We start from the raw sequence: 26,283 nt of genomic DNA, 5'->3' as shown, positions 1-26,283 counted from the left end.
AACACCACCACCCCAACCCGCCTCGCCATCACACACGCCCGACCCCGAAGGCATAAACGGCGTTTACAGCCACCACCACGAGCAGCACCGCCACCCTCGCAACGTCCTATTTCAGCGGACTCCTAGCGCGCCTTCTGCCGGTGGGCAACCAGGGTGGGTTCCGCTACTCCGGCTCACCGAAGAAGGGCACAGTGCGCCTGGCCGTGCTGTACACGACTGGCGCTGAGCCTGACTGGCCTGATGTGCTCGACCCACAGACCGGGGTGTTCACCTACTACGGCGACAACCGCAGCCCTGGCCACGAACTTCACGACACTCGGCGCTGGGGCAACCTGCTGCTCCGCGACTCCTTCGACTGGAGCCATCAGTCGACTGAGATGCGGCGGCGGATCCCGCCGTTCCTCCTGTTCGAGAAGGCGGCTCCCGGGCGCCGGATCATGTTCCGCGGCCTCCTCGCTCCCGGCGCTCCCGGTTTGTCGTCGGACGACGAGCTCCAGGCGATCTGGCGCAGCACTGGCGGACGCCGATTCCAGAACTACCGCGCTCACTTCACCGTCCTCGACGTCTCTCACATCAAGCGAGCATGGATATCGGACATCCTCGATGGCCGAGCGGCCGAGAGCCCTCACTGTCCGCCTGCATGGTCAGAATGGGTAGCGGGCCGGAAGTACTCACCGATGCTTGCACCGGCCACGACGGTCGTTCGCAGCCGAGCGGAGCAGCTCCCGTCCGACGCGACCGGACGAGCCATTCTCACCGAGATCCGTGAGGCGTTCCGCGGCCGCGAGCATGACTTTGAGCCTTGCGCAGTCGAGTTGTGGCGCTTAATCGCTCCAGCGACAGGTCGATGCGATGTCACACAGCCAAGCCGCGATGGTGGCCGAGACGCGGTCGGCGAGTATGTCGTGGGGCCAGCCTCGGACCCGATCACGATCGACTTTGCACTCGAAGCCAAGTGCTACGCGGAGACGAACTCGGTGGGCGTCCGGGACGTCGCTCGTCTCATCTCACGACTTCGGCACCGCCACTTCGGCGTGTTCGTCACGACGTCGCATTTCAACCAGCAGGTTTACTCCGAGGTGCGGACGGACGGGCATCCGATCGCCCTCATCAGTGGACGCGACATAGTTGACGCGCTTCGCAGCGCTGGCTACTCGGGCCTTCCAGCTGTGCAGTCCTGGCTTGCCCAGTTCAACACCGCGACTCCGGCCTAGGCAGCTAGGCCGTCGAATGACCAAATCAGGTCGTGACCCGAGCGTGACGGACTGCGGTCACCGCCTGTACAGGACATCCCACCGAACGTACCGGAACGTTGGAGTCGAAGGACGCGGCCTGGGTGGTAGTCCTGCGACATGAAAGACGAGATGCGTCCGGACATCGCCGCCGCTTGGGCCAACGTCACCAACAAGTCCGGAAAGAAGCGGGATGTCCGAAAGATCCCCGAGTACCTCAACGGCGGGGAGACAGTCTTGACTATGACTGGCGGCCTCGTCTCGGGCAAGAATGGACTACTCGTCGCAACTGACCGGCGCGCCCTATTCATTGCTGAGGGTCTAGTCAATCACAGCTTCGAGGACTTCCCCTACGACCGGATTACCACAGTAACTTCACAGCGCGGGATGATGTTTGGGAAGATCATCATTTCGACTGCCGGTGTCTCGCGGGTTGTCGATCAGGTCCACAAGAGCGAGGCCGAGGCTGTGGCCGCCGTCATCAGGGAGCGCGTAGAGGCAACCACCCGCGAGCGGTACGCCCCCGCCGCGCCGATTCCGAATCCTGGGCGGCCCATCGGGATCGCCGCTGAGCTTCGGGAACTTGCCCAGCTACGCGACCAAGGGGTATTGACCGAGGCGGAGTTCGAGACGGAGAAAGCAAGAATTCTCGGCCGGTAGACGCACGCCCGCGTCGACGAGAGCCCGCGGAGTCAAGATCCACCAGTTCGCCGGTATCTTGGTAACTGACGTTGCCCCTCGTACGCTGCGCCGATTCGGTCAGGCGGCTCTCGTCGCTGCCGGTTCACGGTGGGCTTCGGCCGTTGATCTCCGGGGGTACTCCGGGGGCGGCGCTCCCCTTCCCCGCGCCTACTGAGTGCCATCCCGTCGACCTGTCCCTGAACCGACTTCGACCTGCTAACCAGAGATTGCCAGGGGCTCGTGTCGGAGGGTCCGAGCTGACCCCGGATGCTGCCGCTGAGCTGCGAGGACGCCTTTCATCGGTTGTGGCCGGTGCGGGCGCCCTCGGGTCGTTCCGGGTAGGTAAAGGTGGGGCCGCTCGTGGTGGCGGGGGAGGAGACCATCTTCCTCCCGGCGCCCTCGTGCCTGTCGCCTTGCTCGTCGTGGCGGTGGTGTCCAGGGGCGGCGAAGCCGCTCGCGCAGCGACGCGAAGCGCCCTGGACGCCGCCGATGCGGCGTGGATGATCTCCGGACGAGGGTGTACGGATCAAATCCGACAGGGTCCCGAACAGTGCCACTTGCGGTCCCGGAGGTCGTCTGGCGAGCGGGTCAAGCCGTTCACCGATGGGGCGGTGCGCTAAGTGGCTTTTGGTCGGCCCCGTGTGAGGATGTCGTCTATTTTGGTTCGGTGGAGTCCCCGTTCCGGATAGGGCAGATCGAACTTAATTCAGGAGGCGTCGTCGATACCGCCGATGCCGATATCGTGGTGTTCGTTGGTCCCAACAATGTGGGCAAGTCTGCCGGCTTGCGCGAGATCTCGGAACGACTGACGAATCATTTGTACCCACATAGTCAGGTGCTGACTGTTCGCTCGGTCACTATTGATAAGCGAAGCAGTGAGGGTCAGCTTCGTGATTGGTTCCGACAGAACCGAGTAGTACGAACCCGCAATGGTCAAGAGATTGTCAGGTCCCACCAGACTGGCGAGACTCAGCTGGGCGAGATCGTCGCGAACTGGTCGAATGGGAGTGTCTCTGGGTCGGGAATTTTAGGCACCTCGGCTGGGCACTACGTTAAGCACATGGCTTGCGAAAGCCGCCTACAGGTGGAGTCAAGCGCAAACCGACAGGAAGCCGACGCGACACCTGAAGGGCTTATTCATTGGCTTGTTGCGTCCGATGGAGCTCTCGAGAAGTTTCGATCAGCCTTCACTGCTGCCTTCGGTTTCAATGTGATTTTGGACGCCTGGGGTCCTCAAATTAGGCTGCGGCTGAGCCGCGATCTGAATCAGGATGACTTTCAGTCAGCGAGCAACACTGGCTTGGCAGATGACGAACTACTAAAAAGAATCTCCTCCTTGCCCTTCATTGATCAGCAGAGCGATGGAGTGAGGGCGTTTGCGAGCATCGTGCTTAACCTCGTAGGTGGTAGGCATCCAGTGGTTCTGATCGATGAGCCGGAGGCATTCCTGCATCCACCTCAAGCTCGTTTGTTAGGTCGATACTTGGCCGAGTTGCAGCAAGGCAATCAGTTGTTCATCGCCACCCACAGCCTAGACATTGTGGTGGGTCTCCTGGCCACTGAATTGGCACGGGTTAAGATTGTACGTTTGACCCGCGAGAACGACGCGACGAGCGCGATGTCCCTCGAACCTGACAAACTGCGTCAGGTATGGGCTGATCCTATGCTGCGATTCTCGCGAGTGCTCGATGGACTCTTCCATGATGGAGTTATTGCCTGTGAGGGCGATTCGGATAGCCACTTCTTCTCGGCGCTTGAGAGTGAATTGCCTAGGTCTGGCCGCGACGTCATGTTTACCTACAGCGGTGGAAAGCAGCGCCTAGGGCTGATCGCTGATGCACTTCAGGCCGTCGGGGTCCCTGTGCGAGTCATTGCTGACTTCGACGTCTTGCGAAGTCGAGAGCTCACGGCATCCATTGTGACCTCGCTCAATGGGCAGTACGAAGATGATGTTGAGGTCTCTCGTAAGGTGATGGACTCGGCTATTCGTGGGAACCAGCCTGAGCTGACCCCTGAGAGGGCAATTGCGGCCCTGAAGGAAGTTCTCGCTGAGCCGTCTGGGGACTTGAAGTCGATCGCTAAAGAGATTGACCTCATCCTGAATCCGAAAGTTGGCTGGCGTGCCGCGAAAGGTTCCGGTGTTGCCGCTGTCCCGAACGGTGATGGCACGGCTGCGGCTAAGCGGCTGCTCGAGCGTCTCGGCGAGAAGGGACTATGGGTCATACCCGTGGGCGAAGTTGAGTCGTTCGTTCCTACAGTCGGTGGTCATGGGCCAGCATGGGTTGTGAAGGTAATCGAAGATGGCCACCTATCTGGTTCTATCGAGGCGCGAGAGTTCCTCACGTCGGTCATTGCTAGTTTCGATTGAGTACTGGCTTTTCGGCGCACTTCGTCGTTGAGTCGGTTAGCGGTCGCTGCTGGCCGCGAGCGGGCCGGAGGCAGGAGCGAGCCGGCCGCGACCGCGTCGCCAGCTCACGCCGCCGGAGGCGGCGCCTTGAACCCGAAAGAGCTGGACCCGGCAATGCGAGCACTTCGGTGTGAACGCGGATTCTGAGCCTCGCCCCGTGACGTCGTGTGCCGTTCTGGCCCGTCTGACCTGAACCTTCCTGTCGTCGGACCCTAGGCTGTGCCAGTCGTTCCCCGGCCGTCCGCTCCGGATTTGCTCCGACTCACACTGCACTCGGACCACTGAGTGCCCATCCCGCCGTGCTGGAGCAGCCCGACCACCCGACGCCCCAGGGCGGTCCTCAACGCCACCACTGGTCGAGCTACGCCAGCTCGTCCCACGGGTACGACGTCTTAGCCCTCCGGGAGGTTGGGAGGCACGAGCCGCCCCGGCTTACTCTGCCCGCCGGGTGAACACGCCCCTAGTCGGCAGGCAGTCCCTCTCGATAAGCGTCGATACATAGCTGAAGCACATAAAGCGAGACCGGGGTTGCATCATCGGCCGTCATGTCGCCGTGATCCTCGAATGTTCCGATATCGATCTCGATCTGAGTCCAGAAGCGGCTTATCCTCTTCAGGATTTTCAGCGCATCAAGAAATAGGTCGACTTTCGGCTCACGATCGGGGTCAACTATATAATTGACTAGCTCGTGCGTCAGCTCATGACGATGTGCGTAAATCTCTTGCAGTCGATCGGCCTGCGCCGGACTGATAGCATCCCCGTTCACCAGCCAGAGCAATGAAGCCCTGAACACGCTGCGGTCGAGACTCAGCACGCTCTCCTTGTACGACTCCTCGTCGTACGTATAGCCGGATTCGTCGAAACCGGTCAAATAGAACCCTCTGACCGCTGGCACGACAGCTTGCTTTATCATCTCATGCGTCATCTGATATAAACCAGCGAAACTTAGCGTCGCCCGAATCTGCTCAGGCTTGAGTTTCACTTCAAGGCGCTGAAGCTTCTCTTGATGCTCCTGATCGGATGTCACCTGCAGAGGTTAGAACATGTACGAGCCCAACGGGCGATAATTCAGGCCTCACCGCTCCGACAAGTCCCGACCGTCACACCCCGCGAAACAAGATCGACTTCTTTCGGGGGTGGGTCTTGTTTGCCGTTGAGCCATACGCTGCGGCGATGCCCTGACCGGGACCCCACCGCCGAGCGTCCCCTGTCGACTTCTGCCGTTGATATGTAGGGGTTCCGTAGGGGCGCCCCACCGCTCCCCGCCCGCGCTACGAGTGCCATCCCGTCGACCTGGCGCAGCCCGACCACGCGGCCGCTCGTGGGCGGCCCTCGACGCAACCGCACCCGAGCTTTCCACGCTCCGCCCACGGGTGGCCGTGTGGTAGCCCTCCGGGAGGTCGTCGGGATGGCACGGACCGCCATCCTGTTGATCTGCCCGCCCGGCGAGGGCGTCCGGAAATCCATGACCGACCCGAAGGCTCAGCGATGTCGACAAGTGACGAGCAGCTAGACTATCCACAATAGTACTCAACTTGCCAAATCGTTGCCTCATGCAGCCGAGCCCCCAGAAAGGGGAGATAATCATGGGCTACGGCCCGAAAGCTATAGCAGAGATGCGCGAGTACGCAGAGCGCGAGAGACGGAGCAATCTAGTATACGCGAAGAGGTTGGAGTCTCTCGGACTCGACAGCGCGACCGTTTCGACGATGAGCATGGCTCAGCTTAATGAATCATTGAGCGTCATTGACGCCACTATAGATTCTTACCGCAAAGGCATCCAAGACGAACTAGACATCCGCCGGGGAGGCGATCCGCGAACACGCGAGGACTCAGTCCTAGCCGAGAAGCTCAAGTTCTCGAACGGCTTCCTCCGCTACCTCCTCGCCGTGAAGGAGGACATTCTTGAACGTCGCCAGGTCCTCCAAGCGGCAGCTCACGCCGATCAGCTCGACAAGATAGCCACAGACGTACCCGAGTCGCCAGCAAAGGATGAGCTTGAGGCGGCAATTGCCTCGCTTCGTGAGGAGAATTCCGACCTCGCACGCAAGCTTGCCGAGATCGAACAGGCCCGTGAGGAGGTGGCCAAGGTAGCCGCAATGACCGACATTGATCGCTACGAGCGGAAAGCCAAGGTCTGGCGTTCATTCCTTGAGCGAGAGTCTGTAGCATCGATCCTTGGCTCTATAATCCTCGCGGGGCTCACGATCACCATGATTATAGCAATGTTCATCGATCGACCTGTCCCTGAGCTTCTGAGTAACACGTTTCTAGTTGTCATCGGATACTTTTTTGGTCAGGCAGCCAGCAAGTCGTCCTCTTCGGACTAACCCGCTGGCGAGCTGCATGCGGACCGGCCGGAGGCCGCAGCCGCATGCGGCCGGGCGCCGGAGGCGCCCTTGAACAAGTAGAGAAAGTCTGAACCCCGCAGCCCTGGTCGACGCGAAGTCGTAGGTCAGAGAGGCGGGTGCGGCGCAGACCGGCGTCGTCGGCAGTCTCAGGAGATGGGTGTCACTCTGGCCTCCAGGTCAGGAGCGTCTTGTCGTCGTGGCGCTTGGACCGAGGCAGTTTGGTGCCTTCGGGGTCGGAGTGGGTCTCCCATTGCTGCGCAGCTCGGAGGAAGGCTGCGAGCTGCTCGTCGTCTTGGTCGGCGATCTCGGGCCACTGACCGCCGAGACGGTCCACGTGTTTCTGCGCGCCGTCGGTGGCGAGCACGACCCAGGCGACGGCGCTTCGGGGGAACGCTCGGATCACTAGCTCGTCGGCGGCCGTTGGCTCCGCTTCGCTGATCCAGTAGCCGCCGGGCCGGTTTCGACGTGGGATCTCGCTGCGTTGCAGTTCGCGGAGGCGGGCGCGGTGTTCATCTCCGAACCCGCTCCCCCGGCGCAGCTCGTCCCGATACGCCTGGCGGAGGTCGGCTGAGACGTCCTGGAGGCGGTCGTCGGTGAGGCGGGTCGTGGTGCCGTCGGGGTGGCCTATGACGGCGGTGCTGTCACCGAGGGCCGCGACCTCGATCTCCTGCTCCCCCACGCGCAGCATCAGCACCGTCGACGACGGCGAGCGGCCCGGCGAGAGTCCAAGGGGCGCGGCGGTCTCGGTGATCGCGCCTCGGAGGACGTCGCGGTGGTCGCCGTCATCGATTCGGGCGAGAAGTTCGGCGAGAAGCTGGTCGACGTAGGCGTCCGCTGCCGGCGCCTCGAGACTGTGCGAGCTGGCCCCGTCGAGGACGACCGCTGCGCGCTCGCTGGTCCCCCACCGGTCCTGACCCGGTGGCGTTCCGCCAGGGAGGGAGGCAGCGCGGACGGTCAGTCCCATGCGCGTGGGGGGACGATGACGTCGATGGCCTTTGGGGTGAGCCCGTCGAACTCGGCGGCGACGGCCATGCTGAACGACTCCTCCGGGTGCGCGGCGTACAGCTGCGCAAGGTGCTCGGTCAGGTAGTGCCCGGCCCCGACCGAGCCCAGGGCATGGATTCCTGCGATGTGGGTGATCACCTGCCCGTCGCGGACGTGTCGGCTCAGGTAGGCGACGTCAGCACGGCGTGGGGTCTCGTCGTCCATTGGGGAGGCGAACCGCTCCCCCGTGGCTTTGTCGACGATGTACCAGCGGGCACCGTCGGCGATCGTCATCCCCAGCACCGGATCGGCGTTGAGCAGCGCGCTCCCGATATGCGCGGAGGCCGGCCCACAGACGACGATGGCGTCCCGCGGGGGTTCCCACTCCTCACGTGGGTCGACGACCAGGCGCTCTGCGGTGAACGCGAGCTGTTCGACCTCAGCGAGCAGGTGCGCGCCGACGGCGTCGTCCTCGGCGGCGATGACCATGTCCTCGCGCTCGAGGATCCGCCGCCCAACGAGCGCGACGTCGAGCGGCCCGACGCCGAAGAACGCCCGGTGCGCGGGCGGGGCGCTGTTGCGGATCTGCGTGACCCGCCCCTTGGACAGGCCGAACGCCTTGGCGACCTCGGTGTAGCTGCCGCCGAGCTGGTCGCGCGCCTCCTCGATCGCGGCCCGCCGCAGCCGGGCGAGCTCCACCGATCGCTGCTGGTAGGTCGCCAGGAGCTCAGTCGCCTGCCGCCCACGACGCACCGGGTCCGGCTCCCGGCGCAGGCGTTCGAACTCCTCATCCACGCCACGAGTTTAGGCCCCTTGACAAGCTCCCACACCGCCGGGCACTATCGGTTTAGGCCCCTCAACGATCGCTTGCGGCGAAAGTTTAGGGGCCTACACACCAGACGGACTCGGAGGAATCATGCGAGACATCCCTGTCAACCTCGGCGGCTACAAGCTCACCGTCGTGGAGCCGCCCGCCCCGAAGATGCGCGAGGACGCCAACGGCGCCCAGGTGCCGGTGACCGATAAGGACGGCGCCACCCAGTTCACGGTGTCGTTGTTCGCGAAGCTGCGGGTCAAGCCCGGGGAGCGGGCGCCGAAGGGCGAAGAGATCAAGGTGACGCTCGGGACCGACCCCGGTCCGGACTTCGGCGAGGACGCCCGCGTCGAGCTGATCGACGCCCGGGTCACCCCGTACCAGATGGAGACCGCCGGACGGGTCAACGCCGGGCTGGCCTGGCGGGCGATGGGTATCAAGCACGCCTCTCCGGCTCCGGCGCCGCGTCCGAGCGGGGACAAGTGATGAGTCGCCCGGACTGGCTGCCCACCACCCATGTGGAGGTCGGCCTGCACGTCTTCGAGACCACCCGCTACACCCCCGCACCTCTACCCCAAGCACGACCGTGCCACGGTGCGCATCGACGGCACTGACGTCCACGTGACCGTCTACGGCCACCACGGCGACCTCGTCCGCCTGCGCGACCTCCTCTCCGACGTCATCGGCCAGCTCGAAACCGCACGCAGCCAGACCAGCGCCACCAGCACCACCGCGGCCTGACCGCGCCGCTCTCGGGCACGGGGGCAGCCGACCCCCTTCTGATCGGCGAAACCGCCAGCAATTCCGCAGGGCTGCCCCCTGCCCGAAACAGGCCCACCCACCCGGAAGGCCGGCCGATGAGCACCTGTCCCGATTGCACGGGCTCCGGCTCGTGCGACACCTGCGACGGCTACGGCACCACAGCCGAGACCCACCCCGGCGCCGCCGACGCCCGTCCCTGCCCCGCCTGCCCCGGCGACGGCGTCTGCCCCGGCTGCCACGGCACCGGGATCACCTGCCCCGCCATCACTCCCGAGGAGTCGACATGCCGCTGACCACCGCACGCACAAGCCACGGCCGGGTCCGCCAGCCCGCCCACGGCGTCGGCCGCCTCGTGCGCCGCCTGGACCGCGAACGCCGCCGATTTCTGCACGCCACCACCCCGGAGATCCCCACCGAACAGGCCTGGCGCGCCGGAGTCGCCGAGGGCCTGCGCCTGGCGCAGCTCGCGATCCGCAAGGGAGTCTGATCACGGCCCGACCGACCAACCGCCCCTCGCTGCGCCACCACCACGCGCGGCACGACGTCGTCCGCCACTCCTCCCGTCGCGTGGGCGGGGAGTTCCGCGGGCTGGCTTGGCTCGTCCGGCACCCGCTGTTCGTTCTCGTCCCCGCCACGCTGATCGCCGCCGCTGTGTTGCTCGGGGCGCTCCCGACTGCGATCGCCGTCGCCTCGGTCGTGCTCGTGGTCGTGGTCTGGGGGCGGCTCCACCCTCCTTCGTTCGACCGCTGGGCTGCCCCGGCACTGCGGGCGACGTGGCGGCGGTGGACCACCTACCGCGGCCGCCGCTGGTCCAGCTTGCTCGCCGACTGCGGGCTCGCCCAGACCAACCACCACACCGGCCACGTCGACGCACCCCGTGTTCTGCGGGTCCGGTCCGCCACACCGTCGATCGACACCCTGCGCGTACGGCTGACCCGTGGTCAGGACCTCACGCTCTGGACCGGCCGCACCGAGCCCCTCGCCGACGCCCTGCGCGCGCACCGGGTCGCGGTCACCCGGCACCGTCCCGGGGTGCTCACCGTCGTGGTGGAGCGAGAGATGCCGTTCCGGTTCCCGATCCCAGCACCCGCCATTCCGGCCGCCAGCGAGGCCGTCGACCTGCGGGCCCTGCCGGTGGGTGAGGACGAGTACGGCCACCCGTTCCTGCTCGCGGTCGCCGGTCGTCACGTCCTGGTCGCCGGGGCGACCGGCTCTGGGAAGGGTTCGCTGCTCTGGGCGCCGCTGCGCGCCCTCGGCCCCGCGATCCGCGACGGGCTAGTCCGGGTGCACGTCATCGATCTGAAGGGCGGCGCAGAGACTCAGCGCGGCACTGCGCTGTTCCACCACCACGCCACCACTGCCGCCGAGGCCATCGCGCTGTTGACCGAGGTCCGCGACGAGATGAAGCACCGGCAGGCCCACATGGCCGACCACGGGCTCCGGCGCCTCGACATCACCCCGACCACGCCGCTGGACCTGGTGATGATCGACGAGATGGCGATGCTCACCGCCTACGGCGAGCGCGCCGACGTCCGCGAGGCCCTTCGGCTGCTCGCCGAGCTGCTCACTCAGGGCCGCGCCTGCCTCACCTCCGTGATGGGCTACGTGCAGGAACCGTCCAAGGACGTCGTCGACGTCCGGGAGCTGTTCACCACCCGGATCTGCCTCGGCGTCACCGCCGCCTCGCACGTCGACATGGTCCTCGGCGACGGCGCCCGCGAACGGGGCGCGCTGGCCGACGAGATCCCCGGCGATCCCGACCATGCCGGGATCGGGTACGTGATCGACCAGCGGTCCCGGCTGCCGATCCGCTTCCGCGCCTGCCGGGTCACCGACGCCGAGATCGACGAGCTCGTCGAGCGCTGCGCCCCGCCCGCGACCCCGGTCCTGCACACGCTCGGGGAGGTGGCCTGAATGTGGGCCGTCACCGGATGGGCCGCCGCGACGTGGCTCAAGATCACCGCCGCGCTCACTGCCACCGTCGGCGTCCTCTGGCTGCTGCTCGGCACTGGCTCCGGATGGTTCTGGGCCACCGTCGCCGCCGCGGTCTTCATCGAGTACCGCGCCACCCGTGCCCTCGCGACTGAGTGGGGCGTAGAGGCCCGCTACTCGTGGTGGTGGACCCGATGAGCCGCCTCCCCCGCAGGGAACTCGACGGTCAGGGGCTCCTGTTCGCCGGCGAAACAACCGACCGGGTCCTGCGCGACGCACACAATCCTGGGTTCGTCCTGGTCGGCGTCAGTGAGTCGGTGCACAGCCGCCAAATCGGCACCCGGGCCGCTGAGCACGCAATCCCGGTCCGACCCGACGTCGCCACCACCGTCCACCAGCTCCTCGCCGCCGGCCAGCTCGTCCACGGCCACCGGATCAGCGTCACCGTCGACGGCCAATCCGAGCCGGAGGCCGCGACGACGGTCGATGTCCCCGCTGCCACGAGCGCGGCACCTCAGCCCGAGGATCGGGTTCGGGTGTGCGTCGACGTCGTCCACCCCGGGCACGGCTTGGTCACCGCCGACACCTTCTCCGGCGCGATCGTCCGCGAGAACGGCACCTACCTCGTCGAAACCGAGCACGGCGAGGTCATCGGACGTGCGCGCTCCTACCGGGCCGGCGCCGAGCGGCTGGCCCGTCATCACGGCTTCGTCGCGGACCCGGTCGAGATCGAACACGAGCACGAGGTGTACGCACGATGAGCGACAGCACCGCCGACACCGAACTCACCAACCGGCTGCGCGCCTTCGACTACCCCGCTTGGCGCGCACGGATGGAAGCCACCGGCGGCTGCGCCCACCCCGTCCGCCTGCGCGGCTCGTCCACCATCACCGCCGGCGACGGGCAGCTCCTGGCCCAGCGCTCCGGGGAAGTGTGGGCACCCTGCGGCAACCGGCGCGATACCGTGTGCCCGGCCTGCTCGGACCGCTACGCGGCCGACGCCTTCCACATCATCCGGGCCGGACTCGCCGGACAAGAGCGGGGTGTCCCCGCCTCGATCACCGACCGGCCACGCGCGTTCCTCACCCTGACCGCGCCGTCGTTCGGGTCGGTCCACACGCGCCGGCTGACCGCTCGCGGCCGGGTCATCCCCTGCGCCTGCGGGGAGCACCACCGCGAGCCTGACCCCCGCCTCGGTGGCGCAATCGACCACGACACCTACGACTACACCGGCGCCGTGCTCTGGCAGGCCCACGCGGGCAAGCTCTGGCACCGCTTCACCATCGCTCTCCGCCGCGCCCTCGCCGCCCGCCTCGGCGTCTCCGGACGCCGCTTCGGCAGGGTCGCCCGGCTGTCCTACGCGAAGGTCGCCGAGTACCAACGCCGCGGCCTCGTGCACTTTCACGCTGCCGTCCGCCTCGACGGACCCGACGGTCCGGCTGACCCGCCGCCGACGGGGATCACCGCTGAGGCGCTGCGCGACGCGATCCACGAGGCGGCCCAGGCCACCGCCCTTGACGCCATCCGCCCGGACGGCACCACGCTCACGCTTCGGTGGGGCGCCCAGCTCGACCTGCGCGAGATCACCCCCAGCGTCCACGACGCCGTCACCGACGAACACGGCGAGATCACCGACACCCGCCTTGCCGGCTACATCGCCAAGTACGCCACCAAGGGCACCGGCAAGACCGACGGCCACCCCGACCGCCCCATCCGCTCGCTCGCCCACCTCGAGGACATGGCACTCGCCGAACATCACCGCCGGCTCATCGAAACCGCCTGGCACCTCGGCGGCCTCACCGAGTACGCAAAGCTGAACCTGCGCAAGTGGGCCCACATGCTCGGCTTCCGCGGCCACTTCCTGACCAAGAGCCGCGCCTACTCGACCACGTTCCGGGTGATCCGCGGCGAGCGCCGAGCCTGGCGCCTCGCCGAGCAGCTCGCCGAGCTGGGCCACCCCGCCGACGACCCGGTGATCGTCGTCAACGACTGGACGCTCGTCGGCATCGGCCACCACACCGACACCGACCGCGAACTTGCCCTCGCCCACGCCGAACGTGTCCGCACAGACCGAAGGAACAGGTGAGCATCGTGGAGAAGCTCTGGACACTGCAGCAGCTCGCCGAGTTCCTCGGAGTGCCTGAGGCGACCGTCTACCAGTGGCGCTCGAAGAACTACGGACCGCGCGGCCTGCGGGTCGGCAAGCACGTCCGGTACCGGCCGTCCGACGTCGAGAAGTGGCTTGCATCGCTGGCCCACGAGGTCGCCTGATGGCCCACGTTCAAGATCGCTGGTTTCGGGTCGAGCCCGACCCCGAGCGCCCGGGCAAGACGAAGCGCGTTCCGACTTCCCGGCACGGCCAGGGTCACCGCTACAAGGCTCGTTTCGAGGGGCCTGATGGCAACGAGATCTCGAAGTCGTTCCCCGACGGGCAGCTCAAGATCGCGAAGGATTGGCTGGCCAAGCAGCAGGTCGACCGCGCGCTCGGGATCTTCGTCGATCCGCGCGCCGGGAAGATCACGGTCCGCTCGTTCGCGACGCGCTGGCTCGCCGACCTCGACGTCGACGAGATGTCGCGAGAGCACCTGGAGATGCGCTTCCGCTCCCGAATCCTCCCCCACCTCGGCGACCTCCAGCTCGCCGCAGTCACCCCGAGCACGGTCCGCGGGTGGGATCGGCAGCTCCGTGAGGCGGGCATGTCGGATCGCTATCGACACACCCTGTTCACGAACCTCTCCGCGCTGTTCACCGCCGCCCACGACGACGGGCTGATCGCCAAGAACCCGTTCGGCGGGAAGTCGGTCCGCAAGCCCCGCCCCGCGAAGGAGAAGGTCGTCCCGTGGCCGGCCAAGCAGGTCTGGGACGTCCAAGCGGCGCTACCTGAACGGTTCCGCGTACTCGTCGACCTGGCGGCCGGGCTCGGGCTGCGACAGGGAGAATGCTTCGGGCTCGCGGTCGACGACATCGATTTCTTGCGCGGCGTGGTGACCGTCCGGCGGCAGGTCAAGACCGTGCGGAACACCCGGGTGTTCGCGCTACCGAAGTACGACAAGATCCGCGAGATCCCGCTCCCGGAACCCGTCAAGCTCGCCGTGGCTGCTCACCTTCGGCGCTTCACCCAGGATACGATCGCGTTGCCTTGGGACGTTCCCACCGGCAAGGAAGCCCGCCACACGCTCGTCGTGACGTCGATGTGGCATCACGCGATCGCCGCGAACGACTTCAACCGGGACTACTGGAAGAAGGCGCTCAAAGCGGTGGGCGTGCCACACGGCCGGTACGAGAACGGGATGCACGACCTCCGGCACTTCTTCGCCTCGGTCCTGCTCGATCACGGCGTCTCCATCAAGGCCGTCGCCGAGTGGCTCGGGCACACGGACCCGGCATTCACCCTCGCCACCTACACACACCTGATGCCCGATAGCGACGGGCAGACCAAGGCCGCCATTGCGGGCGTCTACGAACGGCGAGCACGCGACGACGAGCAGTCTGCCGATGAGGCCCACGACAGACCTGCGGACGTCTGAACTGGGCTCGCCTTCCCCGGCAATGCCCGCCGTGGAGCGGCTTGCAATCACCACGACTACCCCAAAGCCATACCACAATTTGACTATTGCGTATGCGTAGCCCCTTCGAGCACGAATGGCGCTTACATCCACGTAACTACGCCGTCGCGGTGACACACATTCCCATGAGCGCGCGACCCACGTAGCGTTTCATTTCCATGGGGAGATCGAAACTCTTAACGAAGAAGCGCAAAGCCTTCCCCTGGAAATACTGGGGCTATTTGTTTCTTCCGATCATCGCTCTCGGTATCTGGACCTTGCACTTCGGGGCGGCCCCCATCCTGGTGATGTCAGGCTTGGCGGCCGCCTACATGCTCGTGCAGGCACCAACTCCGTGCGGCGCCCCCAAGCGAAAGGCCAGCACCAATGCCGAGCAGCTCTACTGCCGGAAGAACGCCAAGGGTCTGCTCGGCGGGTGCGACATCGTCCAGCACAAGTGGGCCAACGTCCGCCTGCTCGCGGCTCGGAGTACTTGGGGAGTCTTCCTGCGCAACATGACGTCGGACGGCAAGGGCATGGCGGCTGGGGTCGGGGCGCTGGCGTCGACGTCCTCCGCCGTGATCGCCCTCGGGACGCTCCTCTTCAACCTGTCGCGGTGAGCATCCGATCTGCACCAGACACCCAGACCTCTCCCGCCCGTCCGACGGCCCAGCGACGGCCCAGACCGCCGACGGCATCGAGTAGTAGCTGATCAGGCCTCATGTAGCATCAGATCGACAAGATCTTCTGGGAGACCAAGCAGGCTGCCTGAGCCTCGCGTCGAGAGCGGCGCCGGCCGGCGGGGTTCGTTCCCCGTCGGTCGGCGCCGTTCTTCGTCGTCGGGGGTGATCTCGCGGCCCGACGACAGCCCGGGCGGCCCGGTCTGGCAAGGGTGAGCCGTCGCCTGGTGGCGCTCTGCCGCCCGCAGGCCCGCCTCCACAGCACGCTCGTGCGAGCGTTCGGCGTTGCCCCGGGCCTTTGCAGCGGCCCTCGGTCGTCGACCCCTGCCCCACCCCGTGTTGCCGCTCGCCCCGTCACGCGCCGGTGCCCGTTCCGACTTCGGCTGCGGCATGAGCGTGTGAGGCCCCTGCCGGGTTCGTGTCTCGGCCGAGGTTCACCGCGGCCGGCGATGCGGACGTCCAGCCGAACGGTCGTCCTCGGAAACGGGCACCGGAGGGCTGAGCAGGGTCACCACCGTCCCCTCGGTGGAGTGCCCGTCGAACGCGACCGCCTCCGGTGGCGGTGGCGCCGGCTCCTGCCCGCCGCGATGGATCTGGACCTCGGCCATCACGGCGAAGATGATCGGCAGTCCCCGTCGCCGGTTGACGTACTCCTCGTGGCTCGGGCGCGGCAGCCAGCGACCGTTGTCGCGCACCTGCAGCCGCAGCCGACGCCGCCCGGCGGTGTGCTCCACCTCCCCGGAGACCTCCACGCTCTGCTCCACCGTGTCGGCCTCGACGAAGGCGTGCTCGATCGCGTTGGACACCGCCTCGTTGACCGCCAGCAGGACGTCGAGTGCCTCGTCCTCCGGCCACTCCAGGGTCGACAACCAGCGCCGCATCCCGGACCGGGCCAGACCCGGCGTCTCCAGCACCGCCGGCAAGCGCATCTGCCAGCGCCGGACCCCCAGCTCCACCGCGCGCACCGCTACCGCGGGCGGCACACGAGACGGGCCCGCCGTTCCCGGCGAGCCCGCTGATGCTGCTCCGTCGTCACGCGCTGGCATTACCCCTCCGCACCGCCCCCCTACACCACCCGAGGACACCTGTTTCGCCACGCACCTCGCTCGACTCGCCGTGGAGCCCACCGGGCCCGACGGTTGCCGCTGGGCGCGTCCGACGGAGTGTCCGATGCACAGGGGATCAGTCCGCCGGGTGGAGGACCTCGGGACCGGACGCGGGCGGGCGAGGGCGGTCCTCCGGGTGGGCCCGAATGGCGATCACGGCGATGTCGTCGTGGCGTTCGGTGACCTCGGCGAGCAGCCCGTCGCAGAGTTCCTCGAGAGTGCTGTGGGCCGGCTCGGCGGCACGGTCCAGCAGCCAGGCCAGCCCGGCGTCGACGTCTCGGTCGCGGCGTTCGACCAGCCCGTCGGTGTAGAGCAGCAGCGTGGCGCCGGGTTCGAGGTCGAGCGCATGGTCGGTCCGTCGCGCGCTGCGGCCGAGCCCGAGCAGGCGTTCGGGTGGGGTGTACAGGAGCCGCGGCCGCCCGTCCGGGTCGATCAGCAGGGGCGGCGGATGACCGGCGTTGGACCAGCGCATCCGGCGTAGGCCGCGGGCGGCGAGCTGCGCGGGCTGCTCGATGCGGGCGAGGACCGACGTGGCGAGCGTGCCGACGGCGAGGTCGGTGATGGCGCCGTCGAGTTCGGTGAGTACCGCGGAGGGGGTGTCGTGGGCGCTGTAGGCGATGCCGCGCAGCAGGTTGCGCAGCTGTCCCATGGCCACCACCGCGCTCCGGTCGTGCCCGGCGACGTCGCCGATGGCCAGACACAGGGCGCCGTCGCGCAGCATGAACGCGTCGTACCAGTCGCCGCCGATCGCGGTGTCGCGGCTGGCCGGCAGGTAGCGCACGGCGAGCTGCAGGTGGTCGGGCTCGAACGGGGAGCTGAGCAGGCTGCGCTGCAGCGCCTCCAGCAGTTGCCGGGTGGCGGTGACCCGCTGCTGTTCGGCCTGCCGGTGCTGGGCGCGGGCGAGGGCCTGACCGGCGTAGCCGGCGATCGTGGTGACCGTGACCAGATCGTCCGCATCGAGGGGGCGAGGTTGCTCCCAGCCGAGGACGACGGCGCCGATCGGTCCCTCGGGCCCGGGCAGCGGCGCGGCGACGACGGCCTGGAGTCCGAGCTTGTCGTGAAGGAGGCGGACCGGCGCGGGGTGGACGGTGTCGAACGCGGCTCGGTCCGGGTAGTGCACGATGCGGCCGGTCCGGACCGCGGACGCCGACGGCAGGGGCGCGTCGAGGCCGTAGTGGACCCAGGGGTCGTACTGCTCGTCCCCGCTCGGGAACCGCGCGTCCCGGAGCCGCTGCAGTCGCTGCTCGTCGTCGAGCACGGTCAGCCCGACGTAGGCCGGGCTCAGGCCGTGGCGTACGGTCTCGCCGATCCTCTCGCGGACGTCGTCCACGGTCTCCGTGCCGGCGAAGGCCTGGGAGGCGAAGGCGAGCGTCTCGGAATGCCCGATCGAGCGACGCAGGCGGGCGTCGACCTGGTCGCGGCGACGGCGCTCCCGGTCGGCGTCGACGCGGGCCAGCCGGAGTCGTAGCTCGGTGGAGCAGGTCTGGGCCAGATCGGCGAGCGACTCGATCTGCTCGGGCGCCCAGCGGCGCGGGCGGGTGTCGATGGCGCACAGCGAGCCCAGCACGTTGCCGGCCTCGTCGGTCAAGGGCATGCCGGCATACGCGACGACCCCGAGCTCGCCGACGGCCAGGTTGGTGCGCACCAGCGGGTGCTCCCGGGCGTCCTCGATGATCAGGGGCGCCGCCGAGGCGACGACGTGCTGGCAGAACGAGTGCGACAGCGGGGTGGAGCGGCGCGACGCCCACGGCTCGGGCAGTCCGGTCATTCCCGGGAACATCTGCTGATCCGGTGTCACCAACGAGACCAGGGCCACCGGCACCCCCAGGCGCCGGCGGACCCGCTCGGTGAGCGCGTCCATGACCGGATCCGGGGCCACGTCCAGCCCCGTCTCGGCCAGTGCGGCCAGCCGCTGCGGATCACACAGCGCGCCGCAGTCGGACACGCTCGCCACCTCGCGCCGGTCGGCACCGGCGTCGGCCGAACGGGGTATGGGGGCGAAAGGATCGGTCACGCTGATGCTGCTCCTGACCTCGGGCGACGTGCACTCGGCCTCCTCGGGCCGTCGCGCTCGCGGTCATCGACGCACCCGCCACCCCGGGACTCCCGGCTCGGCGAGGCTCCCGTCACTCGACGCTCCCGCTGCCCACCAGCGTAGACGCCTCCGGGCACCCTCTCAGCCGACTGCGCGCCCACCCGGTCGGCGACGGCTGCCGACCGGTCCGCGACCGCTGCACCTCGTCCGCCGGCGCGTCTCCCACCCCGTGTCCGAGAAGCACGGCCCCTGGATGGCCTTCCGAGAGTGTGATGTCGTTGTGGCCGGCGTTCCACTCGAGCACGGCGACCTCGTCCTGGGTGTCGCCGAGGACGTCCCACCCGACGTTGCGCGCGAACGACGTCCGACGGTGGAGCTCGACGACCGCGGTCGCGCACCTCTCGAACGCGGGGACCTGGTTCCCCGCGAACTTCACCCCCGTGTCGGGGTGCTCGGTCACGGTCGACCACTCCGGGGGTGTAGCCCTCGTCGGCGAAACGGCGCGTCCTGCACGTCCAGGTTGGTGCCCTCGCCGTTCGGGGGCGAGGTGGGCGGCGTCGCCGGCCCTTCCGCCGACCTTCGAGGGGCCCGGCCCGAGCTGGAGCGATACAGCGGTCGAGCAGGTGCTGCGGTGCGGACGGGGGGACGACACTGGTGACGGGCCGGTCGCCCGGCGCAGGGCGGGGCCTGCGAGTGGTCGGAGGTCGTCATGGCGCGCGAACCCGACGAGCCGCCGCGCGACGCCGTGCCGGAGCCCGAGCCTGCGCGGCCGTCCCTGGTCGAGCGGGCCTTCGGCTGCGGATGGCGGGAGATCGGCGCGCTGCTGTTCGTCCTGGCTCTGGTCGCGGTGTCCGTGGCGCTGTGCCGGTACGTCCCGGGTTGAGCGCGGGCCGGACTCGCTGCCGCGGCCCCGGGAGCGGCCGCGTCTCCGGCGGAGCGATGACTCATCCTCGAGCGGAGCGGCCCCGGACGCGTCGCGGGAAAGCGGCCGAGCTCAGCGGCCCGCCCGGGCGCGGACGTGGGCGCGGTCGCCCTGCGTCCCGAAGAGCGACAGCAGCTCGACGGGCCGCTGGTCGGCGCTGCCGAACCAGTGCGGCACGTGGGTGTCGAACTCGGCCGCCTCGCCCGGCCTCAGCACCAGGTCGCGGTCGCCGAGGACGAGCCGCAGCCGGCCCTCCAGCACGTAGAGCCACTCGTAGCCCTCGTGCGCCCGCGGCTCGGGCTCCTCGTCACGACTCGGCGGGCAGACCATCTTGAACGCCTGCAGCCCACCGGCCCGACGGGTCAGCGGCACGAACGTGCGGCCGGAGCGGTGCACCGGCTTGAGGTGCACCCGCGGGTCGCCGGTCTGCGGCGCCCCGACCAGCTCGTCGAGCGGAACGCCGTGGGCCCGCGCCAGCGGGAGCAGCAGCTCCAGGTTGGGCCGCCGCCCGCCGCTCTCCAGCCGGGACAGCGTGCTCTCCGAGATCCCCGTCTCCGCGGACAGCTCGGCCAGGGTCAGCTGCCGGTGCGTGCGCAGGGCGCGCAGCCGGGGGCCGACCCCGGCGAGCACGGCCTCCAGCTCGTCGTCCATCCCTCCAGCATGCCGGTCCGGCAGGGGAACGTGCCGGACCGGCAGCCGTCGGGCGGGATCAGCCCAGGACGGGCAGCACGATGCGCGACGGGTGGTCCACGTCGTGCAGGACCTCGACGGCGCCGGGTTTGCCGCGGGTCGCGGTGCCGAAGGGCTCACCGGTGCCGACGTTGCGGGCGAACCGCGGGAAGGCGCCGCCGGCGACCTGTACCCGCAGCCGGTGCCCGGCACGGAACCGGTACGCCGTGGGGAACAGCTCGATCTCGACGGCCAGCACGCCGTCCTCGCCCGGCGTGACGTCCGGGGCGGGCACCGTCCGCGGGTCCAGCCGCCGGATGCCGTCGACGACGTTGCGGGACACCCCCCGCTCGTCGACGTCGCAGACCCGGACGAAGACGTCCGCGTGGTCCAGCTCCGGCCGCACGTGCACGAGCGCCGTGACCGGCCCGACCACGTCGAGGTCGCCGGGCAACGGGTCCCCGGTGAAGACCAGCACGTCGGAGCGGGCCTCGACCGGGGACTGGTCGACCTGCTCGCCCGGCGGCTGCAGCAGCGGCCCGCCGACGCTCGGCGTGGGGTCGGCCGGGTCGTAGACGTAGGTGCTCGCGCCCGTCCCGCGCCCCTCCCCCAGCAGGCCGGCGGCCTGCAGGTGCACCTCCCGGGTGGTCGCGGGCGGCGGCCACTCGTCGAACTCCAGCCACTGGTCGGCCTGCTGCAGGAACAGCCGCACCGGCGCGCCCTCGGGTTCGGGGCCCCCGCGCAGGTGATGGTCCAGCCAGGCGACGTCCGTCCGCAGGCCGGTCCGGACCTCCTCGAGGGCGCCGTGCAGCCACGGCCCGACGACGATCCGCGCCGGCACCCCGGCCGCGCGAACCGCCCGGTAGTCCCGCATCTGCTCCGCGACGAACAGGTCCCACCACCCCGTCACCATGCTGACCGGGGGCAGGTTCGCCAGCGAGCCCGGGCCGGCGCGGTCGAACGCCGGCGACTCGCCGTAGGTGGCGTCCCAGTAGTCGTCGCCGGGCTCGGCGTGCTCGACGAAGTCCCGCCAGTAGGGCACCGGCGCGCCGGCGACCTCGACGTCCGCGGCCTGCAGCGGGACCTTGCGCAGGGCCCGGCGCAGCTTCGCCGCCCGGATCGGGTGCGGCACCAGCGGGATCCCGGCTCGCTCCTGGGTCCCGATCATGGCGGTCCAGGCGAGCGCGTTGAGCAGGGCCGGCGCGCCCTGCGTGTAGAAGGTGTCGGTCATGCGGGCGGCGGTGATGTGCGGCGACATCGCGGTGAGCGGCGGGTCGGCGTACGGGGCGACGGCCCACTGCGTGTAGCCGAGGTAGCTGCCGCCGGTCGTCGCGATCCGGCCGTCGCACCACGGCTGCGCGCGCAGCCAGGCGACGGTGGCGAGGCCGTCCTCGCGCTCGCGGGTGAAGGGCCGGAAGTGGCCGCCGGACCCGAACGTGCCGCGCGTGCTCTGCAGCACGACCTGGAAGCCGCGGCGGGCCAGCGGCGCCGCGAAGACGATGCCGGCCGGCCGGGGGTCGTACGGGACCCGGATCAGCACCACCGGGAGCGGACCCTCGGTGCGGGTGGGCCGGTACCGGGTGCCGACGAGCACGGTGCCGTCGGGCATCGGGACGTCGACCCGGGTGCGGTCGTACGGGACGGGCGGGGAGGTCAGGCCGAGGGCGCGGTCGGCCAGGGACCCGGCCGCGCGCAGCAGGGGGTGCACGCTCCCGAGGTTAGACACGATCCGCCGGCGGGCCGTTCGGCCGGTGCGGCGCGCGGGCGCCGCGGCTACCGTGGCCCTCCCGATCGATCGACGACGAGGACGGCGACATGAGCGCTGGGCGCCCCGCCAGTGTCACCCTGGTGGTCGTCCTCACCTGGATCTCGGCGGTTCTCGCGGTGCTGGGCGGGCTGCTGCTCCTCGTGGCCGGGAGCCTCACCGCCGGCGCCGCCGGGCTGACGCCGGGCGTGCTCGTCGGGATCGGGGTGGCCTACGTGATCCTCGGCCTGATCACCGGCGCGGTCGCGTCGCGGCTCGGCCGCGGCGGCAACGGCGCCCGGCTGCTGGTCTCGGTCCTCGTGGTCCTGCAGATCGCGGGCGGCATCGCGGCGATCGGTGCGGTGGGCAGCGGGTCGACGGTGACGCAGGCGCTGGTCAGCATCCTCGTCGGGATCGTGATCCTGCTGCTGTTGTGGAACGCCCGCGCGAACGCCTTCTTCGCCCGCTGAGCCGTGCGCGCTGCGGCCCCGCGAGGGCGATGGGCACTCGATGACCTGCGCAGACCTCATGCGCCCGCGGCGAGGTGGGCGTCGGTGGTCACAGCGAGTCCGTCGCCCAGGCGGTGCAGGAGCCCGGGCATCTCGCGTTCCGCCGGCTCGTGGTCGAGAGCCCGACGCTGCGCGAGTACGCCGGGAAGATGTGGGCGCGGCACGAGCGCGCTCGCCCGAGCGATCGGCGAGGAGCTCGCCGAGGAGCTCGGCGGGGAGCGGCCGAGCCCGACGGTCCGGGCGCTGACGCACGTGGTCTGCGAGATCCCTCGCTGGTCCAGGGGCAGGACGACGATCCGCCCGCGCTGCGCGAGGCCGTCTTCGGGATCCTCCGCGAGGGCTGGCGCTACCCGTGAGTGCCGGTCGGGCCCGCGCGGAGCCCGGTGGGGGTGGTGCCGAACCACCGCCGCACCGCCCGCGTGAGCCCGGACTGCGCGGCGAGCCCGAGCATCGCCGTGACCTGCCCGAACGGCAGGTCGGTGGTGGTGATGAGCCGGTGCGCGGCGTCGCGGCGCACCTCGTCGAGCACCCGCTCGAAGGTGGTCCCCTCGGCGGCGAGATGCCGCTGCAGGGTGCGCGGGTGCAGCCGCAGCAGCCGCGCGACGTCCCCGACCTGCGGCGGGGCCGAGCCGAGCGAGCGGGCCAGGGCGCCGCGCACCCGTCCCGCGACGGTCTGGCCGGGTTCGGCGAAATGGCTCTCGAGGTAGTCCAGGGCGAGGGTCCGCAGGAGCCGGTCGCCGCCGGCCACCGGGGCCGCGGTGAGGGCCGCGGGCAGCCGCAGGACGGCGGCGGGGCGCGCGAACCGGACGTCGGCCCCGAAGAAGTCGGTGTACCGCGTCACCGGAACGAGTGGCGGATGGGCCAGATGCGCCGATCTCAGCCCGTACGGCCCGCCGTGCAGGAGCAGGATGATCCGGTGCAGCAGCCCCAGCCCGAGGTCCGCGGCCTGCGCCGGCAGCGGCTGGGTGGCCCCGGAGGGATCGGCCGCGCCGTAGCGCACCGCGAGCACCCCGCGCACCTCCTCCGGGTCGGCGACCTGCGCGATCGACAGCGCCGGGCTGTGCACGAACAGGAAGCGCGAGGCGCTGGCCAGCGCCTCGCCGAGGGTCCGCGCGTTCTCGATCGCGACGGCGAGCGGGCCGAGCACGCCCGCGTCCTGCCGCTCGGCGAGCAGCAGGCCGAGGTCCGGCCGCCCGAGTTCGGCCGCCGCCGTCTCCAGGAGCAGCCCCGCGCTGCGCACGCCGATCACGGCGTCGTCGCTCGACACGGCCTCCCGGGTCACGCCGAACCGGGCGAGCAACGCGTCCGGGTCGCCGCCCAGCGCGTCGACCAGCGCGGGGAGGCCGCGCAACGACGCGGCGCGCACCACGGGACCCATGTCGCGTGAGGATAAATCACTGTCGCGCGGGGGTAAGCGCGCACCGGGACCGTCCGACGACACTGGGACCGGTCGCCAGCATCGAAGGGGAGCTGACATGAACGAGACCGACGTGCTGATCGTCGGCGCCGGCCTCTCCGGCATCGGCGCCGCTTACCGGCTGCAGCAGGAGCGACCGCGCGACCGCTACGCGATCCTCGAGCAACGCGAGAACCTGGGCGGCACCTGGGACCTGTTCCGCTACCCGGGCGTGCGGTCCGACTCGGACATGTTCACCCTGAGCTACCCGTTCCGACCGTGGCGCGGCGAGAAGTCGATGGCCGACGGCGAGAGCATCCGCACCTACATCGGCGACACCGCGCGCGAGGCGGGCATCGACCGCCACATCCACTACGGCACCACCGTGCAGAGCGCCTCGTGGTCGTCGGACGACGCCCGGTGGACCGTCACGACCTCGCGCGGCACCTGGACCTGCCGGTTCCTCTACCTCTGCGCCGGCTACTACTCCTACGAGCGCGGCTACCAGCCGGACTTCCCCGGCCTCGCCGACTACGCCGGCACGTTCGTCCACCCGCAGGCCTGGCCGGAGGACCTCGACCACACGGGCAAGCGGGTGGTCGTGATCGGCAGCGGCGCCACCGCCGTCACCCTCGTCCCGGCCATGGCCGAGAAGGCCGCGCACGTGACGATGCTGCAGCGCTCGCCGTCCTATCTCACCGCGCTGCCGCTCAAGGACAAGTTCGCCGACACGCTGCGCCGCCGGCTCCCGGCCGGGCTCGCGCACAAGCTCGTCCGGGCCAAGAACATCGCCGTCACCCAGGGTTTCTACCAGCTGGCCCGGCGCCGGCCCGAGGTCGTGAAGAAGGCGCTGCGCGGGATCGCGCTGCGGTTCCTCGACGAGCAGGCCGTGGACGAGCACTTCACGCCGCGCTACGAGCCGTGGGACCAGCGCCTCTGCGTCGTGCCGGGTGGCGACTTCTACCAGGCGATCCGCGACGGCTCGGCCTCCGTGGTGACCGACCACGTCGAGCGGTTCACCGAGAAGGGGATCCTGCTGAAGTCCGGGCAGGAGCTGGAGGCCGACGTCGTGGTCTCCGCGACCGGGCTGCGCATGCTCCCCCTCGGTGGCCTGGAGATCGCCGTCGACGGTGCGCCCGTGGCCCTCGGGGACACGTTCTCCTACCGCGGCCTGATGCTGTCCGGGGTACCGAACCTCGCCTACTGCATCGGCTACACGAACGCCTCCTGGACGCTGCGGGCGGACCTGTCGTCGCGCTACGTCTGCCGGCTGCTGAACCACATGGAGAAGCACGGCTACGCCGCGGCCGCCCCGACCGCGCCCGCCTCGGCCGAGCGCCGCCCACTGCTCGACCTGACCTCCGGCTACGTGCAGCGCTCGATCGACGCCTTCCCCAGCCAGGGCACCGGCGAGCCGTGGCGGGTGCAGCAGAACTACGTGGCCGACGCGCTCAAGATGTCGCGCGCCGACCTCACCCGCGACATGCGCTTCACCCCCGCGACCGCCCGCAGCCTGCAGGAGGCCTCCTGATGCGCACGACCGTGCAGCCCTACCGCTTCGCCGGCAACACCGCCGTCCTCACCGGGGCGGCGAGCGGCATCGGCGAGCAGCTCGCCTACGGCCTGAGCGACCGCGGCAGCGACCTGGTCCTGGTCGACCGCGACGCGGCCGGCCTCGAGGCGGTGGCCGGCAAGATCCGCGGCGCACACCCGGGCCTGACCGTCGAGACGCACGTCGTCGACCTCGCCGACCGGGCCGCGACGACCTCGCTCGCCGAGCGGGTCGCCGCGGACCACCCGCGCATCGGGCTGCTGGTCAACAACGCCGGGGTGGCCCTGGGCGGGCGGTTCCGGCAGCTCACGCTCGACGAGTTCGAGTGGGTCATGGACATCAACTTCCGGGCGCCCGTGATCCTCACCCACCACCTGCTGCCCGCCCTGACCGCGACCCCGGGCGGGCACCTGGTCAACGTCTCCAGCCTCTACGGGCTGATCGGGCCGGCCGGGCAGTCGGCGTACTCGTCGAGCAAGTTCGCGATCCGCGGGTTCTCCGAGGTGCTGCGGCACGAGCTGGTCGAGAGCGGCACCGGCGTGACCCAGGTCCACCCGGGCGGGATCCGCACGAAGGTCGCCTCGAGCGCCCGGATCGGGTCCGGCGTCGACCCGGCGGAGATCGCCCAGCACCAGGCCGCGTTCACCAAGCTGCTGAGCTACCCGCCGGAGAAGGCCGCCGCCGAGATCCTCGAGGGCGTCGAGAAGCGGAGGACCCGCGTCCTCATCGCCTCCAGCGCCAAGGTTCCCGACGTCCTGGCCCGCCTGATGCCGGGCTCCTACGGCCCCGTCCTGGAGAAGCTGACGGCCCTGCTCGCCCGCTGACCGACACGCACTGAGCCTTTCTCAGTAGCGGCGCGGTGGTGGCGGGGCGACACGCCGACGACGGTGAGTTGACCCGGAACGGGCGCAGGACCCCGGTAGAGAAGTTGGTCCTTCCACAGATCAACACTCACACCGAGG

Annotated in this window: 28 protein-coding genes; 19 read left to right on the top strand and 9 right to left on the bottom strand. The window is 69.4% G+C overall.

The window, feature by feature from the left end:
• Positions 1-134: 134 nt before the first annotated feature.
• The 3 genes from LWC35_RS35295 to LWC35_RS35285 all read left to right on the top strand — a co-directional run bounded on the left by LWC35_RS35295 (position 135) and on the right by LWC35_RS35285 (position 4,281).
• Positions 135-1,214: a restriction endonuclease gene (locus tag LWC35_RS35295; protein WP_269805344.1), complete on the top strand. Its 1,080-nt coding sequence runs from the start codon at positions 135-137 to the stop codon at positions 1,212-1,214.
• A 138-nt stretch (positions 1,215-1,352) separates the two neighbouring features.
• Complete coding sequence (locus LWC35_RS35290; protein ID WP_232874846.1) at positions 1,353-1,892, top strand: PH domain-containing protein; 540 nt, start codon at positions 1,353-1,355, stop codon at positions 1,890-1,892.
• Between the two features lie 688 nt (positions 1,893-2,580).
• Positions 2,581-4,281 carry an ATP-dependent nuclease gene (locus LWC35_RS35285; protein ID WP_232874845.1) on the top strand — a complete coding sequence of 567 codons (1,701 nt, stop codon included), beginning with the start codon at positions 2,581-2,583 and terminating at the stop codon, positions 4,279-4,281.
• 499 nt (positions 4,282-4,780) lie between these two features.
• On the opposite strand, the gene LWC35_RS35280 is transcribed toward LWC35_RS35285, so the two are convergent.
• Positions 4,781-5,347 (bottom strand): hypothetical protein, encoded by a 567-nt coding sequence (locus LWC35_RS35280; protein WP_232874844.1) that lies wholly within the window; start codon positions 5,345-5,347, stop codon positions 4,781-4,783.
• 526 nt (positions 5,348-5,873) lie between these two features.
• Between LWC35_RS35280 and LWC35_RS35275 the strand changes: the two genes are divergently transcribed.
• Positions 5,874-6,650, top strand: coding sequence for a hypothetical protein (locus LWC35_RS35275; protein WP_232874843.1), 777 nt, complete (start codon positions 5,874-5,876; stop codon positions 6,648-6,650).
• A gap of 181 nt (positions 6,651-6,831) precedes the next feature.
• Here the strand turns inward: LWC35_RS35275 and LWC35_RS35270 are convergent, their stop codons facing one another.
• Together LWC35_RS35270 and LWC35_RS35265 are read right to left on the bottom strand one after the other, a co-directional pair.
• A complete protein-coding gene (locus LWC35_RS35270) occupies positions 6,832-7,635 on the bottom strand; it encodes a protein phosphatase 2C domain-containing protein (RefSeq protein WP_232874842.1) in 804 nt (267 codons plus the stop codon).
• The gene (locus LWC35_RS35265; protein ID WP_232874841.1) at positions 7,626-8,450 is read right to left on the bottom strand and encodes a hypothetical protein; all 825 of its coding nucleotides are present in this window, start codon (positions 8,448-8,450) and stop codon (positions 7,626-7,628) included. Before LWC35_RS35265 ends, LWC35_RS35270 begins: the two co-directional genes overlap by 10 nt.
• A gap of 121 nt (positions 8,451-8,571) precedes the next feature.
• Between LWC35_RS35265 and LWC35_RS35260 the strand changes: the two genes are divergently transcribed.
• From LWC35_RS35260 to LWC35_RS35210, 11 genes are all read left to right on the top strand, one after another.
• Entirely contained in the window at positions 8,572-8,955 is a 384-nt protein-coding gene (locus LWC35_RS35260; protein WP_232874840.1) for a hypothetical protein, read from the top strand.
• Positions 8,956-9,063: 108 nt separating this feature from the next.
• Positions 9,064-9,210, top strand: a complete 147-nt coding sequence (locus LWC35_RS35255; RefSeq protein WP_232874839.1) for a hypothetical protein — start codon at positions 9,064-9,066, stop codon at positions 9,208-9,210.
• Between the two features lie 116 nt (positions 9,211-9,326).
• On the top strand, positions 9,327-9,524 hold the full coding sequence (locus LWC35_RS35250) for a hypothetical protein (protein WP_232874838.1): 198 nt from the start codon (positions 9,327-9,329) through the stop codon (positions 9,522-9,524).
• Positions 9,515-9,718 (top strand): hypothetical protein, encoded by a 204-nt coding sequence (locus LWC35_RS35245; RefSeq protein ID WP_232874837.1) that lies wholly within the window; start codon positions 9,515-9,517, stop codon positions 9,716-9,718. Before LWC35_RS35250 ends, LWC35_RS35245 begins: the two co-directional genes overlap by 10 nt.
• Positions 9,719-9,798: 80 nt before the next feature.
• Positions 9,799-11,145: an FtsK/SpoIIIE domain-containing protein gene (locus LWC35_RS35240; RefSeq protein ID WP_232874836.1), complete on the top strand. Its 1,347-nt coding sequence runs from the start codon at positions 9,799-9,801 to the stop codon at positions 11,143-11,145.
• Complete coding sequence (locus LWC35_RS35235; protein ID WP_232874835.1) at positions 11,146-11,361, top strand: hypothetical protein; 216 nt, start codon at positions 11,146-11,148, stop codon at positions 11,359-11,361.
• Positions 11,358-11,924: a hypothetical protein gene (locus LWC35_RS35230; RefSeq protein WP_232874834.1), complete on the top strand. Its 567-nt coding sequence runs from the start codon at positions 11,358-11,360 to the stop codon at positions 11,922-11,924. Before LWC35_RS35235 ends, LWC35_RS35230 begins: the two co-directional genes overlap by 4 nt.
• Positions 11,921-13,249, top strand: a complete 1,329-nt coding sequence (locus LWC35_RS35225) for a replication initiator (protein WP_232874833.1) — start codon at positions 11,921-11,923, stop codon at positions 13,247-13,249. Before LWC35_RS35230 ends, LWC35_RS35225 begins: the two co-directional genes overlap by 4 nt.
• On the top strand, positions 13,246-13,434 hold the full coding sequence (locus tag LWC35_RS35220; protein ID WP_372463161.1) for a helix-turn-helix transcriptional regulator: 189 nt from the start codon (positions 13,246-13,248) through the stop codon (positions 13,432-13,434). Before LWC35_RS35225 ends, LWC35_RS35220 begins: the two co-directional genes overlap by 4 nt.
• Positions 13,434-14,690, top strand: coding sequence for a tyrosine-type recombinase/integrase (locus LWC35_RS35215; RefSeq protein ID WP_269805339.1), 1,257 nt, complete (start codon positions 13,434-13,436; stop codon positions 14,688-14,690). Before LWC35_RS35220 ends, LWC35_RS35215 begins: the two co-directional genes overlap by 1 nt.
• A gap of 326 nt (positions 14,691-15,016) precedes the next feature.
• A complete protein-coding gene (locus tag LWC35_RS35210) occupies positions 15,017-15,328 on the top strand; it encodes a hypothetical protein (protein ID WP_232874832.1) in 312 nt (103 codons plus the stop codon).
• A gap of 494 nt (positions 15,329-15,822) precedes the next feature.
• Here LWC35_RS35210 and LWC35_RS35205 read toward each other — a convergent pair whose 3' ends face one another.
• The 3 genes from LWC35_RS35205 to LWC35_RS40670 form a co-directional block, all read right to left on the bottom strand.
• On the bottom strand, positions 15,823-16,344 hold the full coding sequence (locus LWC35_RS35205; protein WP_232874831.1) for an ATP-binding protein: 522 nt from the start codon (positions 16,342-16,344) through the stop codon (positions 15,823-15,825).
• Positions 16,345-16,570: 226 nt separating this feature from the next.
• On the bottom strand, positions 16,571-18,508 hold the full coding sequence (locus LWC35_RS35200) for a SpoIIE family protein phosphatase (protein ID WP_232874830.1): 1,938 nt from the start codon (positions 18,506-18,508) through the stop codon (positions 16,571-16,573).
• 112 nt (positions 18,509-18,620) lie between these two features.
• Positions 18,621-19,181 carry a sugar-transfer associated ATP-grasp domain-containing protein gene (locus tag LWC35_RS40670; protein WP_504939551.1) on the bottom strand — a complete coding sequence of 187 codons (561 nt, stop codon included), beginning with the start codon at positions 19,179-19,181 and terminating at the stop codon, positions 18,621-18,623.
• Between the two features lie 57 nt (positions 19,182-19,238).
• Here LWC35_RS40670 and LWC35_RS35190 point away from each other — a divergent pair, with 57 nt between their 5' ends.
• A complete protein-coding gene (locus LWC35_RS35190; RefSeq protein WP_232874828.1) occupies positions 19,239-19,412 on the top strand; it encodes a hypothetical protein in 174 nt (57 codons plus the stop codon).
• Positions 19,413-19,523: 111 nt separating this feature from the next.
• On the opposite strand, the gene LWC35_RS35185 is transcribed toward LWC35_RS35190, so the two are convergent.
• Both LWC35_RS35185 and LWC35_RS35180 read right to left on the bottom strand, forming a co-directional pair.
• On the bottom strand, positions 19,524-20,102 hold the full coding sequence (locus LWC35_RS35185) for a helix-turn-helix domain-containing protein (protein ID WP_232874827.1): 579 nt from the start codon (positions 20,100-20,102) through the stop codon (positions 19,524-19,526).
• Positions 20,103-20,160: 58 nt separating this feature from the next.
• Positions 20,161-21,828: a CocE/NonD family hydrolase gene (locus LWC35_RS35180; RefSeq protein ID WP_232874826.1), complete on the bottom strand. Its 1,668-nt coding sequence runs from the start codon at positions 21,826-21,828 to the stop codon at positions 20,161-20,163.
• A gap of 107 nt (positions 21,829-21,935) precedes the next feature.
• Between LWC35_RS35180 and LWC35_RS35175 the strand changes: the two genes are divergently transcribed.
• A complete protein-coding gene (locus LWC35_RS35175; RefSeq protein WP_232874825.1) occupies positions 21,936-22,334 on the top strand; it encodes a hypothetical protein in 399 nt (132 codons plus the stop codon).
• Positions 22,335-22,719: 385 nt separating this feature from the next.
• Here LWC35_RS35175 and LWC35_RS35170 read toward each other — a convergent pair whose 3' ends face one another.
• Positions 22,720-23,751 carry an AraC family transcriptional regulator gene (locus LWC35_RS35170; protein ID WP_232874824.1) on the bottom strand — a complete coding sequence of 344 codons (1,032 nt, stop codon included), beginning with the start codon at positions 23,749-23,751 and terminating at the stop codon, positions 22,720-22,722.
• A 97-nt stretch (positions 23,752-23,848) separates the two neighbouring features.
• Here LWC35_RS35170 and LWC35_RS35165 point away from each other — a divergent pair, with 97 nt between their 5' ends.
• Together LWC35_RS35165 and LWC35_RS35160 are read left to right on the top strand one after the other, a co-directional pair.
• Positions 23,849-25,300, top strand: a complete 1,452-nt coding sequence (locus LWC35_RS35165; RefSeq protein ID WP_232874823.1) for a flavin-containing monooxygenase — start codon at positions 23,849-23,851, stop codon at positions 25,298-25,300.
• Positions 25,300-26,145, top strand: a complete 846-nt coding sequence (locus LWC35_RS35160; protein ID WP_232874822.1) for an SDR family NAD(P)-dependent oxidoreductase — start codon at positions 25,300-25,302, stop codon at positions 26,143-26,145. Before LWC35_RS35165 ends, LWC35_RS35160 begins: the two co-directional genes overlap by 1 nt.
• Positions 26,146-26,283 lie beyond the last annotated feature (138 nt).

It is taken from the genome of Pseudonocardia kujensis, from assembly GCF_021283305.1.
GTDB classification, from domain to species: Bacteria; Actinomycetota; Actinomycetes; order Mycobacteriales; family Pseudonocardiaceae; genus Pseudonocardia; species Pseudonocardia kujensis.
The sequence above is the reverse complement of the archived record's forward strand: the minus strand, read 5'-3'. Positions and strand labels throughout refer to the sequence as shown.

Coding starts and splice junctions, on each gene's coding strand:
- LWC35_RS35290 (WP_232874846.1), top strand. CDS start 1,353: ATGAAAGACGAGATGCGTCCGGACATCGCCGCCGCTTGGGCCAACGTC.
- LWC35_RS35275 (WP_232874843.1), top strand. CDS start 5,874: ATGCAGCCGAGCCCCCAGAAAGGGGAGATAATCATGGGCTACGGCCCG.
- LWC35_RS35270 (WP_232874842.1), bottom strand. CDS start 7,635: ATGGGACTGACCGTCCGCGCTGCCTCCCTCCCTGGCGGAACGCCACCG.
- LWC35_RS35260 (WP_232874840.1), top strand. CDS start 8,572: ATGCGAGACATCCCTGTCAACCTCGGCGGCTACAAGCTCACCGTCGTG.
- LWC35_RS35250 (WP_232874838.1), top strand. CDS start 9,327: ATGAGCACCTGTCCCGATTGCACGGGCTCCGGCTCGTGCGACACCTGC.
- LWC35_RS35245 (WP_232874837.1), top strand. CDS start 9,515: ATGCCGCTGACCACCGCACGCACAAGCCACGGCCGGGTCCGCCAGCCC.
- LWC35_RS35235 (WP_232874835.1), top strand. CDS start 11,146: ATGTGGGCCGTCACCGGATGGGCCGCCGCGACGTGGCTCAAGATCACC.
- LWC35_RS35230 (WP_232874834.1), top strand. CDS start 11,358: ATGAGCCGCCTCCCCCGCAGGGAACTCGACGGTCAGGGGCTCCTGTTC.
- LWC35_RS35225 (WP_232874833.1), top strand. CDS start 11,921: ATGAGCGACAGCACCGCCGACACCGAACTCACCAACCGGCTGCGCGCC.
- LWC35_RS35215 (WP_269805339.1), top strand. CDS start 13,434: ATGGCCCACGTTCAAGATCGCTGGTTTCGGGTCGAGCCCGACCCCGAG.
- LWC35_RS35210 (WP_232874832.1), top strand. CDS start 15,017: ATGTCAGGCTTGGCGGCCGCCTACATGCTCGTGCAGGCACCAACTCCG.
- LWC35_RS35190 (WP_232874828.1), top strand. CDS start 19,239: ATGGCGCGCGAACCCGACGAGCCGCCGCGCGACGCCGTGCCGGAGCCC.
- LWC35_RS35185 (WP_232874827.1), bottom strand. CDS start 20,102: ATGGACGACGAGCTGGAGGCCGTGCTCGCCGGGGTCGGCCCCCGGCTG.
- LWC35_RS35175 (WP_232874825.1), top strand. CDS start 21,936: ATGAGCGCTGGGCGCCCCGCCAGTGTCACCCTGGTGGTCGTCCTCACC.
- LWC35_RS35170 (WP_232874824.1), bottom strand. CDS start 23,751: ATGGGTCCCGTGGTGCGCGCCGCGTCGTTGCGCGGCCTCCCCGCGCTG.
- LWC35_RS35165 (WP_232874823.1), top strand. CDS start 23,849: ATGAACGAGACCGACGTGCTGATCGTCGGCGCCGGCCTCTCCGGCATC.
- LWC35_RS35160 (WP_232874822.1), top strand. CDS start 25,300: ATGCGCACGACCGTGCAGCCCTACCGCTTCGCCGGCAACACCGCCGTC.